Origin of the sequence: Novosphingobium umbonatum, assembly GCF_004005905.1 — a bacterium.
Taxonomy (GTDB): Bacteria; Pseudomonadota; Alphaproteobacteria; order Sphingomonadales; family Sphingomonadaceae; genus Novosphingobium; species Novosphingobium umbonatum.
On sequence record NZ_SACO01000028.1, the window covers coordinates 1 to 11,717 of the forward strand.

Below are 11,717 nucleotides of genomic sequence, written 5' to 3' on the forward strand. Positions count from 1 at the left end.
ATCACGAAAGTCTGGGCAATGTGACGCCCGCCGACGCCTACTTCGGCAGAGACCGGCAGATCCACGCCCAGCGTGCCGCCATCAAGAAGCAGACCATCGAACATCGCCGCTTGCAACACCGCAAGCTTGCCGCCTAAAACCCAAACCCAGACGAGGCCATATCTCCGTTACCAACATACCAACTTTGCGCCAAATGTTTCGACGACGGACAGGCGCCGAACAAGTTGGTGTCGAACAACGCCTGGGCTTCACCGTCGCTGGCTGCTTCAACAGGGCCTACAAGTGAAACGCCCGCGTTGTTGATGACGATGTCGATGCGGCCAGCTTTCTCAAGAACATGTTCGACCGCAAAACGAACCTGAGTGTCATCGCATACGTCCATTGCGACCACTTCGACGCCCAATGTGGGCCGGACATTGGCGGGATTGCGTGCGCCTCCAAAGACGCGATATCCTGCTTGTGCGAGCGCGTCAGCAGTCGCGGCGCCGATCCCCGATGAGATGCCGGTGATGAGAACAGTCTTTTGCATGGGAGGCTCCTTTTGCAGCCAAGTATTGGTTCAGGATGGTGTTAAGGGGGACGGCAGTTTTGCGGCTGGTTCGCGAGTTGCTGTGTTCCGTGCTTCCATCAGAGACAGGCGCTCTTCCAGTTCTGCGATCCGGCGGCGCTGTTCCTCATGCGGATCTTAATCCAGCGCCAATGCGAGCAAATCGAGATTGCGTCCGAGGCCAGCCGGTGCAGTGCGCAGCCTTACGAAGATTGCCATCAAACATCTCCTGATTGATATGACCGAGCCGAGGGATCGCCAGCTATCCGAGGCCTGCCTCACGCAAAGTGCCGGTGGCTGACGACGACGGGGTGAGGCGAATTTCGCCCGATGGCGGTGCGATGCGGTACCAAAGGGAATAAAGTGCCGGCAGGAACACCAATGTGAGAACCGTGCCGCCCAACGTACCGCCGATCAGCGTGATGGCCATCGAACCCCAGAACACCGAACTGATCAGCGGGACAAAGGCCAGCACTGCGGCCAGTGCGGTCAGGATCACCGGGCGCGAACGCTGGACGGTGGCCTCGACCACCGAGTCATAGGGGCTCATACCTGCCTCCTGATTGTCGCGGATCTGGCCGATCAGGATCAACGTGTTGCGCATCAGAATGCCCGCCAGTGCGATCAACCCAAGGATCGCGTTGAAGCCAAAGGGCGTGCCGGTGATGAGCAAGGTGGGCACCACCCCGATCACCCCCAGGGGCGCAGTGAGCAGCACGATCCACATGGCCGACAGGCTGCGCACCTGAAGGATGATGACGATCATCATCGCCGCAATCATGATCGGAAAGATCGGCGCCAGCGCGGCATTGGCCTTGGCGGCTTCCTCGATCGAACCGGCCATGTCGATACGATAGCCAGCGGGCAGGCTCTTGATGATCGGCTGCAGCTTGGCCAGCATCCCGGTGGAGACATCGGGGGGCTGAAGCCCGTCGGCAATGTCGCCGCGCACGGTGATGGTGGGCACGCGGTCGCGCCGTTGCAGGATCGGGTCCTCCATGCGGACCTCCAGCTTGCCGATCTGGCTGACGGGGAGGCGCTCACCATGGGCGCCGATCAGCGTGTAATTGCCGATGCGGGCCGGGTCGAGCCGGTCGCCGCCCGCCGAACGCGCCACGACATCGACCGTGCGAATATCCTCGCGCGCCTGGCTGACTGTCACGCCAGACAGCAGGAACTGCAACTGGTTCGCCACATCTCCAGAGGTCAGGCCAAGCGCTTGCAACCGATCCTGATCGAACACAAAATGCAGTGCAGGAACGCGGTCCCCCCAGTCGGCATTGACCGTGCGCATCATAGGATCGGCCTGCATCACCGCCTGGACCTGTGCCGCGATGGTGCGTACCGTGGCCAAATCGGGTCCGTTGACGCGGAAAGCCACAGGAAAAGGTGAAGGCGGGCCAAACACCAATTGCGTTGCACGAACACGCGCGGCGGGCGCCAAACCATCGGCCGCCGCCTGCCTCAGACGCAGCTTGAGCGTATCGCGGTCGGCCTCCTTGGCCGTGCGCACGATGATCTTGGCGAAGGAGGGATCGGGCAATTCGGGCGAAAGCGGGACATAGAAGCGCGGCGCACCCTGGCCCACATAAGTGGTTACGATGCGCGATTCCGGTTGCTTGCGCAGCCATGTTTCCACCTGCCGCGCGGCCTCGCTCGTCTGGCCGATCGCGGTGCCCTTGGGCATCTGCACCTCGACCAGCAATTCGGGCCGGTCAGAGGTGGGGAAGAACTGCTTCTTGACCGGCCCCATACCAACACCCGCGACCAGAAACGCCCCAAAGGTCGCCCCGGCCACCAGTTTCTTGCGCCGCACCGCCCAAGCGATGACGCCGCGCACCTGTTGATAGCGCGGCGTCTGATAGATGGCGGCGTGCCCGCCCTCCACCGGCTTGATCGCAGGCAGCAGCTTCACCCCCATATAGGGCGTAAAGATCACCGCCACGAACCATGAGGCGATCAGCGCGAAGCCAACAACCCAGAAGATGTTGCCCGCATATTCGCCTGCCGTGGACTTGGCAAAGCCCACCGGCATCAGGCCGATCACCGTGACCAGCGTGCCCGCCAGCATGGGCGCGGCCGTATGGCTCCAAGCATAGGCCGAGGCGCGGATGCGGTCATAGCCTTCCTCCATCTTCACCACCATCATCTCGATGGCAATGATCGCGTCATCGACCAGCAGGCCCAGCGCCAGGATCAGCGCCCCCAGCGTGATGCGGTCAAAGGCGCGGTCGGTGGCCCACATGATCATCAGCACGACCGCCAGCGTCAAAGGCACGGCGGCGGCCACCACGATCCCCACGCGCCAGCCAAGGCTGATGAGGCTGACGATCATCACGATGATGAGCGCCTCCATGAATGTGTGCATGAACTGGTCGACGGCATCATGGATGTTGACCGATTGGTCGGTCACATTGCTCAGCGTCATGCCCAGCGGCAATTGCTGGCGGATCTTGTCAGTCTCGGCGGCCAGCGCCTTGCCCAGATCCAGCCCGTTCCAACCCTCGCGCATCACCACGCTGAGCATCAGGGCGGGTTCGCCCTCGCTGCGGATCAGGAAGGTGGCGGGGTCTTCATAGCCGCGCTCGACCTTGGCAATGTCGGACAGGCGCAAGGTGCGGCCATCAGCCACAATGGGCAGGTCGCGGATTTTGGACAGGTCATCAAAGGCGCCATCCAGACGGACGACGACCTGCTGCGCCTTGCTGTCGATAGACCCTGCGGGCGTCATCAGGTTCTGCTTGGCCAACGCGTCAAAGATCGCGCGCGGCGAAACGCCCAGCGTGGCAAGCCGCTCCTGCGCAAATTCGACATAGATGCGTTCGGGCCGCTCGCCCAATATCTTGACCTTGTCGATGCCGGGGACATGCAGCAATTGCTGACGCAGCCTTTCGGCCTCACGCGTCAGGTCACGCTGGGGCACACCCTTGGCCTTCAGCGCATAGAGCGCAAAGCTGACGTCGCCGAATTCATCATCGACAAAGGGGCCGACTACGCCTTGCGGCAATTTGCGCGTTTCGTCCGAAATCTTCTTGCGCGCCTGATAGAACTGCTCGGGCACGTCCTTGGGCGGGGTCTGATCGCGCAGAGTCAATGTAGTGAAGGCAAGCCCCGGTCGCGTAAAGGTCTCGCTGCGGTCATACCAGCGCAATTCCTGAAGCCGCTTTTCCAGCGGTTCCGCCACCTGATCCTGCATTTCCTGCGCGGTGGCGCCGGGCCATGCGGTGACCACGGTCATGACCTTGATCGTGAAGCCGGGATCCTCGGCTCGGCCCAGTTTCAGGAAAGCAAAGACCCCAGCCAGAATGATGGCGATCAGGAAGAACAGCGTCACCGATTTTTCGCGCACAGCCAGTGCGGAGAGGTTGAACCTGCCTCCGGTTTTCGATCCGCCGCTCATTGTGCCGCCACCCGTACAGGCTGACCCTCATGCAGCTTATGTGCACCCATGGCGACGATGCGCTCGCCCTGCCTGAGCCCAGCATCGATGGTCGCGGTTTCCTCTGCCAGCGTGGCAATATGCACGGCGCGCCATGTCACCGCAGGTTGCGCGCCAGCGCGCAACACCCAGACGCCAGGCCCTTTCCCGATATCGCGCAATGCACTGAGCGGCACTTGCGCGGAACCGGCATGGGTTTGTTGGCTGAACGAAATGGTGACCGTGGCACCCAGCGGCGCTTTGACGGGGGCGCCGCTCAAGACGTAGCGTGCCTCAAACGTGCGCGAGGCCGGATCGGCAGCATCGGAAAGCTGGCGCAAGGTGGCCGTGCCATGTGCGCCATCATACAGGCGCGCCATCGCGCTGGATCCAATGGCAGGGCGTAAGGTCTCAGGCAGATGCACCAGTGCCTCACGCGGACCGGAATGGGCGAGGCGCAGAACGATCTGGCCGGCGCCCACCACCTGGCCCGGCTCGGCCAGTGTCTCCGCTACCGTGCCATCGGCATCAGCAAGCAGTACGCCATAGTTTGCCGCGTTACGCGACACGCTAGACTGTGCCTGCGCTGCGGAAAGCTGGGCGCGGGCGGCGTCGGCGGCAGCTTTGGCCTGATCATAGGCCGAGGCGGAAATGGCTCCCGCGGCGACCAGATCGCGCAAACGCCGCTCATCGGCGGCGGTCTGGTTTGCGCGCGCTGCTGCTGCCTGAACATTGTCCTGCGCGGCGCGCGTAGCCAGCGCAAGATCAGTCAAATCGATCCGCATCAGAGGTTGGCCTCGCCGCACATGCTGTCCAGCTTGCACCAGCCGCTCAGTCACTTTACCGCCGACGCGAAAGCCCAGATCGCTTTGCACGCGGGCCGCCACAACGCCGGTGAATTGATGCGCTGCATCGCCCGCCTGAACAGGCGCGATCACCCTCACGAGCGGCGGTTCGGCCCGAGGGTCCGTGTCTGCGCTATGGCAGCCCGAAAGCGCAAGTGTTGGCAGGGCCAGCAAGGCGATTGCAGATTTGCGATACCGATTCGTCACACACGTTTCCTCCGACGAGAGAGGTGCCATGTGTATCCATGTGACCAATGTGTCAAGCAGTCACATATCGACTTATGGGGCGAGGCTCCGCAAAATCAACCCGCAGACCTCGACTTGGGCGTCTGGCAACAAGTCCAGATTGCGCTCCAAATGCAGCGGATCGATAAAAGGCATCATCGCATAGAAAATCGCGCGACAGGTTTCGTCCAGTGGCGTCTTACGCTCAAACTCACCACTTTCGCGTCCGTCCTTCACGATCTCGAGCAGCATCGCTTTGAGCGTCGCTTTATAGATCTGGGCTGATCCCCACTGCTCAGCTGCTGAGAGCGCGGCGATCTCGTATATTTTTCGATCATCGAAAAAGAGCTGCAGGCTTAGATTCGTTAAAGCCTTGAACATGCGTCTGAATTTTTCAGTTGCGCTTCCGCCCAAATCAATCGCCGTGCGCGCCTCAACGATCAAGCGATCCAGCCGTTCTGTGCAAATCGCCTCTCCAATCGCCTGTTTGGATTCAAAAAAGCGATAGATGTAAGCCTTGGAAAAACCGATTTCCCTGGCCAGGTCGGAAACGGTCGTCTTGCCATAACCGTAACGTGCAAAACATTCATGGGCTGCCGCGATGATCTGGTCGCGCACGGCATGCTCTGCGGGGCCGCGTGATGCTGTCTCGATGGATGGGTTGGTCATGACGCTCTCATAGCTTGTGAGCCGCACATTGACAACGAGTGACCATTCAATATATTGGTCACTCGTTGTTATCGACGCTGTGAGGAAATATGCGGCCTTCGATTTTGATTCTGCCGATCCTTGGCAGCTCCCTGTTGCTGGCGGGTTGCTCCGTTGCCCCCCGCTATGAACGGCCTGTTTCCGCGCTTGCCCCAGCCTATCATGGTGAAGCAGCCGTCGCCGCGCGCAATGGAGCCACCCAAACTGCAGATCTGGTTGACTGGTGGCGGTCATTCAACGATCCACTGCTGACCAGCCTCGTTGAACGCGGGCTGGCGCAAAATCTCGATCTGCAACAGGCCGCCGCCCGCGTTTTCCAGGCGCGGGCCGCACTAAAGAATGCCAATTCTGCCTTGCTCCCCTCGGCGCAGGCCAGTGGGCAGGCAGGAGAAAATTACCAGTCATTGCAAACGCCTATCGGCCGGATCGGAAACGCCTTTCCGGGGTTCCAGCGTAGCTCGGAGGCCTACGAGGTGGACCTTGGTGCAAGCTGGGAAGTTGACCTGTTCGGAGGACGTGACGCCGCGCGCGATGCCGCGCATGCCGATTGGCAAGCCAGCGAAGCGGGCGCAGTGGCCGCGCGCCTGTCGGTCGCGGCGCAGATTGCTGACACTTATGTCACGATCCGCATGCTTCAGGCCCGGCTTGATGTAGCCCGCGCCCAACTTGATACGCAGCAGCGTCTCGTTGATCTGGTGGCCCTGCAATATCGCAAAGGCGTGGCGGCCGAATTGCAGCTGCGCCAGGCGGAAGGGGTCTTGGCGCAGGTGCATGCCTCTGTTCCCGCGCTGGTCAATCAACTCGACATGGCGATGAATGCGCTGGACGTGCTGATTGGCTTGCAACCCGGAACGACGCGGGGCGAGCTTGCGGCGCAGACGCCAATCCCTGCGCCTCCCGCGATTGCGACGGCGGGCGGCCCTGCGGCTCTCTTGCGTCGTCGCCCCGATATCATTGCGGCGGAACGTAGGCTCGCCGCTTCCAACGCTGGGATTGGCGTGGCCATTGCCGAATATTACCCCAAATTCTCACTCGGCGGGCTGGTTGGTACTTCCACGACGGCATCGGGTGGCCTGTTCACGGGCGGGGCAACACAGGCAAGCGGTGTGATGGGCCTGCGTTGGCGGCTGTTCGATTTTGGCCGAGTGGATGCCGAGATCCGCGCTGCAAAGGGACGAAATGCTGAAGCCTTGGCGGCCTATCGCCTTGCGATCTTGCGGGCATCACAAGACGTTGAGGATGCTTTCTCTTCACTGGTTCAGCAAGAGGCACGCGCAGCCTTGCTCGTTGGCGGGGAAGCGGCGCTGTCAAGGGCGCGCGACGCTTCGATGGCGTCCTACAAGGGCGGGATGGTCAGTCTGGTCGAAGTGCTTGATGCCGATCAACGCCTGCTGGAGACCCGAGATGGAGCGATTGAGGCGCGCGCGGCCGCAACCCGTGGAGCGATAGCCTCGTTCCGCGCGTTGGGCGGAGGATGGACCCCACCTGCCAATCCGCTCACTACCGGATGAAGCCCGCCCAAAAATGGAGAAAGTGAACATGACAGAAGCGCCCAGTGGCCTTGAGCAGGTAAGGACTCTTTTGGCGGCCGGAAGGCAACCGCCGCTAGGTGAAAAGTTGGGCATAGCCCTAGTAGAGGCCGATCATGGCCATGCGATGTTCGAGGCGAAGCCGGATAGCAGTGACTGTAATCCGATGGGGACGGTACACGGCGGCTTCGTTGCGACGATAATGGACAGTGCATGCGGCATTGCGGTGCACACGGCTTTGCGGCCCGGCTTTGGCTACACAACAATGGAACTCAAAGTCTCCTATTTGCGGCCACTCATCGCCAACAGCGGGACGGTTCGGGCTGAAGGTCGCTTGTTGTCGATCGGTCGGCGCGCCGCCTTTGCCGAGGCAACGCTCTATAATGGCAAGGGCCAATTATGCGCTACTGCTTCGTCGACTTTGCTGGTCTTTGAGCAAAAAGCAGAATCTCGTTCTGAATAGCCGCAAGCCTTCAACGTAGGTCTTTCTTACCCCAGAAAATCAAGCGCACGTTCGACCGTTGGTGCCGTGAGTTTGCGGCACTGCCTCATCACTGGGCGAGCGTGAACCTATTTGGTAAGGCGGATCAAATGGGCCGGAACGGAGAATGAAACGCCTAGGCTGATTACAGGCTCGCTGCTCGTCAATGGCGATACAGTGTCTTGCGTACGGCCGCTTTACCCGAATCCATCATTGGCAGTCATGTCGCGAGCGACCGTTTTGTCCCAAGCCCCGGCATTCCCCTGCGCTGCGATGGCAGTGAACGTACGACTGGTTCCGACGCCGCAGCCTGGGCCCCTGAAGGTCAGCAATGAGGGCGAAGATGATGCAAGTTCACTTCAGTTGGCAGCCCGAATGATCCGGGGCACCATTTGCCTCAGCCGATCAACTGGCACGGCAAAGCCGATGCCGGCAGAGGCGCCCGACGGGCTGTAGATCATCGTGTTCATGCCGATCAGCCGCCCAGCGGAATCGAGCAGCGGGCCGCCGGAATTGCCCGGATTGATCGCGGCATCGGTCTGGATCAGATGTTCGATGGCGCCGCCCTGCTCATCCTGCAAAGTGCGATTCAGTGCCGAGACAATGCCGGTCGTCAGCGTCCAGTCGAGACCGAAGGGGTTGCCGATGGCGAACACCTTCTGCCCCACCCTCAGGTCGCCGCTTGTGCCGATGGGGATGGGCGGGGGGGCCTTCAAGCCAATGCCGATCTTCAGCACGGCAATGTCGTTTTCCGGGCTGCCCCTCACCAGTGCAGCACGGAACTTGCGGCCATCGGCTAGGCGAATGGTGGCCTCGGACGCGCCGCGGATGACGTGGAAATTGGTGACCACATGGCCCGCCTCATCCCAGATAATGCCCGAACCTGTCCCCTGCGGCACCGCGAAGACATTGCGGGTCCACACATCCTCGACATATTGGCGGGTGGAGATGGAGACGACCGAGCCGCGGGCGCGCTCGAACAGGGTGATGGTGGCCTGTTCATCGGCGGCCAGATTGCCGCGCGGGGTGATGGCGCGCTGGCCATCGGCCGATGGTGCAGGGTTGATCGCGCTCCACAAAAGCATGAGCGCGGCGATGCAGCCGGTCATGAACAAACCTCGCAAGACAATGCCGGACGGGAAGGGGGCCTTTGCGGGCCGCTTTACCGGAATGGACATGGTCTTGCAGATGGGGGCAGCACGGCGCCAAATTCAAGGGGTCATTGCAGGGTTATGATCCCGCCTTTGGGGTGCCACACGCGCGGGCCGAGCAAGCGGTCATGCATCACGCGCACGGAATGGACAACCGCCTCAATCTCGCGCCGCCACATATCAAGAAACCGCTTGAGTTCGGGGAATTGCGGAGCCTCGTCGTAAAACTGCCAGACAAACACCTGAAGCAGCGATGGATAGTCCGGCATGAAATAGCTGACCTCCGCGGTTGAAAGGCCATAGCCTTGCAGTTGAAGCGCGATTTCGCCGTGTCTGTCCATCCTTGGTTCTCCTTGAGGAATTTGCGTGGCCTGTCTTGCGGTCTTTCCCAAAAGTGGGTTGGAATGCACAAAACTGTGGGCAAATGCCTTTGCCTGTCAAGCCGGGAATTTGCGGACAACCACCTCAATTCTATGGTTATTTTGGCACTCTCCAGGCCAGTGTGCCAAAAATTTCTGACGCCCTCTTGAACGCCCCCATGGCCCTTCCTAATTCTGGCCACGCCGCCCGCCAGCGCATGGGGGCGGCATACACCATCATCGCTTTTGCAACTGGAGGTTATGCATGCATTTCCGACCCTTGCACGACCGCGTGCTGGTCCGCCGCATCGAGGCCGAGGAAAAGACGGCCGGCGGCATCATCATCCCCGACACTGCCAAGGAAAAGCCCCAGCAAGGTGAAGTGATCGCCGCTGGGCCCGGCGCTCGCAACGAGGCCGGGGAACTGGTCGCGCTGGCCGTCAAGCCGGGCGATCGCATCCTGTTCGGCAAATGGTCGGGCAGCGAGGTGAAGATCGACGGAGAGGATCTGCTCATCATGAAGGAGAGCGATATTCTCGGTGTGATCGAGACCACGGCGGAGCTGAAGAAGGCAGCCTGACGGTGCCATCTTACGTGGTTGTTCCCCCGAAAACCAGACAAACCAAACCAGATAGACAAGGAGGTAGGCCATCATGGCTGCCAAGGACGTGATTTTCGCGAGCACGGCGCGTGAGCGCATGCTGCGCGGTGTGGATATTCTGGCCAATGCGGTGAAGGTGACGCTCGGCCCCAAGGGGCGCAATGTTGTCATCGAAAAGAGCTTTGGCGCGCCGCGCATCACCAAGGACGGTGTGTCGGTTGCCAAGGAAATCGAGCTGAAGGACAAGTTCGAGAACATGGGCGCGCAAATGCTGCGCGAGGTGGCCAACAAGCAGAATGACAAGGCCGGCGATGGCACCACCACTGCCACCGTGCTGGCACAGGCCATTGTGCGCGAGGGCGCCAAGGCGGTGGGCGCGGGCATGAACCCGATGGATCTGAAGCGGGGCATCGACCTGGCCGTCAAGGCCGTGGTCGCCGATCTGGAAACCCATGCCAAGAAGGTTTCCGCCAACAGCGAAATCGCGCAGGTTGCCACCATCTCGGCCAATGGCGACGAGGAGGTGGGCCGCATTCTGGCCGAGGCGATGGACAAGGTCGGCAATGAAGGCGTGATCACGGTCGAGGAGGCCAAGAGCCTCGCGACCGAGCTGGAGACGGTCGAGGGCATGCAGTTCGACCGCGGCTATCTCAGCCCCTACTTCGTCACCAACACCGAAAAGCTGCGCGTGGAACTGGATGACCCCTATATCCTGATCCACGAAAAGAAGCTCTCGAACCTGCAGGCGATGATCCCGCTGCTGGAGCAGGTGGTGCAATCGGGCCGCCCGCTGCTGATCATCGCCGAGGATGTCGAGGGCGAGGCGCTGGCCACGCTGGTGGTCAACCGGCTGCGCGGCGGGCTAAAGGTCGCGGCGGTCAAGGCCCCCGGCTTTGGCGACCGGCGCAAGGCGATGCTGGAAGACATTGCCATCCTCACGGAGGGCAATGTCGTCAGCGAGGAACTTGGCACCAAGCTCGAGAATGTCACCGTTCCCATGCTGGGCCGCGCCAAAAAGGTGATCATCGACAAGGACAACACCACCATTGTCGATGGCGCGGGCGCGCGGGCCGAAATCGATGCGCGCGTCACCCAGATCCGCGCGCAGATCGAGGCCACCACCAGCGACTACGACCGCGAAAAGCTGCAAGAGCGCGTGGCCAAGCTGGCGGGCGGCGTGGCCGTCATCCGCGTGGGCGGCGCGACCGAGGTCGAGGTCAAGGAAAAGAAGGACCGCGTGGACGATGCGCTCCACGCCACCCGCGCGGCGGTGGAGGAGGGCATTCTGCCGGGCGGCGGCATTGCCCTGTTGCGGGCAGCCAAGGCGCTCGAAGGGCTGAAGGCGGCCAATGACGACCAGCAGTCAGGCATCGACATCATCCGCCGCGCCCTGCGTGCGCCTGTCCGGCAGATTGCCGACAACGCGGGCGAGGACGGTGCTTATATCGTTGGCAAGCTGCTGGAATCGGATGATTACAACCAAGGCTTCAACGCCGCCAACGGCCAGTACGAGGATTTGGTTCACGCAGGTGTGATCGACCCGGCCAAGGTGGTTCGCACCGCGTTGCAAGACGCGGCATCGGTCGCGGGCCTGCTAATCACCACCGAAGCGATCATCGTCGACGCGCCCAAGGAGGACAAGCCTGCGCCCAGCCCGGCGCTGGATTATTGATTCCAACAAGGAGCGGAGCCGCAATGCGGTGGCTCCGCTCACCTACGCACCATCGTGGACTTGTAACGGCTTTGTGCCGGTCACCTATCTCACTATGCCACCTTGGCCTCGAATGCGAGGGGGCTGATGCCGCCCAGATATGAATGGCGCCTACGTGGGTTGTAGAAGCCGTTGATGTACT

General features: G+C 61.5%; 10 protein-coding genes. 4 read left to right on the forward strand and 6 right to left on the reverse strand.

Annotated features, from left to right (window positions below; translation table 11 throughout):
- Nucleotides 1-133: 133 nt before the first annotated feature.
- The 4 genes from EOE18_RS17880 to EOE18_RS17895 form a co-directional block, all read right to left on the reverse strand.
- Complete coding sequence (locus EOE18_RS17880; protein WP_127712070.1) at nt 134-529, reverse strand: SDR family NAD(P)-dependent oxidoreductase; 396 nt, start codon at nt 527-529, stop codon at nt 134-136.
- 280 nt (nt 530-809) lie between these two features.
- On the reverse strand, nt 810-3,947 hold the full coding sequence (locus EOE18_RS17885; protein WP_127712072.1) for an efflux RND transporter permease subunit: 3,138 nt from the start codon (nt 3,945-3,947) through the stop codon (nt 810-812).
- Nucleotides 3,944-5,017 (reverse strand): efflux RND transporter periplasmic adaptor subunit, encoded by a 1,074-nt coding sequence (locus EOE18_RS17890; RefSeq protein ID WP_246027535.1) that lies wholly within the window; start codon nt 5,015-5,017, stop codon nt 3,944-3,946. Before EOE18_RS17890 ends, EOE18_RS17885 begins: the two co-directional genes overlap by 4 nt.
- A gap of 72 nt (nt 5,018-5,089) precedes the next feature.
- On the reverse strand, nt 5,090-5,704 hold the full coding sequence (locus tag EOE18_RS17895; protein WP_127712076.1) for a TetR/AcrR family transcriptional regulator: 615 nt from the start codon (nt 5,702-5,704) through the stop codon (nt 5,090-5,092).
- 89 nt (nt 5,705-5,793) lie between these two features.
- Between EOE18_RS17895 and EOE18_RS17900 the strand changes: the two genes are divergently transcribed.
- Nucleotides 5,794-7,254, forward strand: a complete 1,461-nt coding sequence (locus EOE18_RS17900; protein ID WP_127712078.1) for an efflux transporter outer membrane subunit — start codon at nt 5,794-5,796, stop codon at nt 7,252-7,254.
- A 28-nt stretch (nt 7,255-7,282) separates the two neighbouring features.
- On the forward strand, nt 7,283-7,735 hold the full coding sequence (locus EOE18_RS17905; protein WP_220446047.1) for a PaaI family thioesterase: 453 nt from the start codon (nt 7,283-7,285) through the stop codon (nt 7,733-7,735).
- A gap of 377 nt (nt 7,736-8,112) precedes the next feature.
- Here EOE18_RS17905 and EOE18_RS17910 read toward each other — a convergent pair whose 3' ends face one another.
- Both EOE18_RS17910 and EOE18_RS17915 read right to left on the reverse strand, forming a co-directional pair.
- The gene (locus tag EOE18_RS17910; RefSeq protein ID WP_246027536.1) at nt 8,113-8,862 is read right to left on the reverse strand and encodes a S1C family serine protease; all 750 of its coding nucleotides are present in this window, start codon (nt 8,860-8,862) and stop codon (nt 8,113-8,115) included.
- A 110-nt stretch (nt 8,863-8,972) separates the two neighbouring features.
- Nucleotides 8,973-9,245: a protein usg gene (locus EOE18_RS17915; protein ID WP_127712084.1), complete on the reverse strand. Its 273-nt coding sequence runs from the start codon at nt 9,243-9,245 to the stop codon at nt 8,973-8,975.
- 283 nt (nt 9,246-9,528) lie between these two features.
- Here EOE18_RS17915 and groES point away from each other — a divergent pair, with 283 nt between their 5' ends.
- Nucleotides 9,529-9,843 carry a co-chaperone GroES gene (gene groES / locus EOE18_RS17920; RefSeq protein WP_127712086.1) on the forward strand — a complete coding sequence of 105 codons (315 nt, stop codon included), beginning with the start codon at nt 9,529-9,531 and terminating at the stop codon, nt 9,841-9,843.
- 73 nt (nt 9,844-9,916) lie between these two features.
- Nucleotides 9,917-11,536: a chaperonin GroEL gene (gene groL / locus EOE18_RS17925; RefSeq protein ID WP_127712088.1), complete on the forward strand. Its 1,620-nt coding sequence runs from the start codon at nt 9,917-9,919 to the stop codon at nt 11,534-11,536.
- Nucleotides 11,537-11,717 lie beyond the last annotated feature (181 nt).

What these genes read in the sequence shown, in the direction of transcription:
- EOE18_RS17900 (WP_127712078.1), top strand. Translation starts at nt 5,794, where the DNA reads ATGCGGCCTTCGATTTTGATTCTGCCGATCCTTGGCAGCTCCCTGTTG.
- groL (WP_127712088.1), top strand. Translation starts at nt 9,917, where the DNA reads ATGGCTGCCAAGGACGTGATTTTCGCGAGCACGGCGCGTGAGCGCATG.
- groES (WP_127712086.1), top strand. Translation starts at nt 9,529, where the DNA reads ATGCATTTCCGACCCTTGCACGACCGCGTGCTGGTCCGCCGCATCGAG.
- EOE18_RS17895 (WP_127712076.1), bottom strand. Translation starts at nt 5,704, where the DNA reads ATGACCAACCCATCCATCGAGACAGCATCACGCGGCCCCGCAGAGCAT.
- EOE18_RS17880 (WP_127712070.1), bottom strand. Translation starts at nt 529, where the DNA reads ATGCAAAAGACTGTTCTCATCACCGGCATCTCATCGGGGATCGGCGCC.
- EOE18_RS17915 (WP_127712084.1), bottom strand. Translation starts at nt 9,245, where the DNA reads ATGGACAGACACGGCGAAATCGCGCTTCAACTGCAAGGCTATGGCCTT.
- EOE18_RS17905 (WP_220446047.1), top strand. Translation starts at nt 7,283, where the DNA reads ATGACAGAAGCGCCCAGTGGCCTTGAGCAGGTAAGGACTCTTTTGGCG.
- EOE18_RS17910 (WP_246027536.1), bottom strand. Translation starts at nt 8,862, where the DNA reads ATGACCGGCTGCATCGCCGCGCTCATGCTTTTGTGGAGCGCGATCAAC.
- EOE18_RS17885 (WP_127712072.1), bottom strand. Translation starts at nt 3,947, where the DNA reads ATGAGCGGCGGATCGAAAACCGGAGGCAGGTTCAACCTCTCCGCACTG.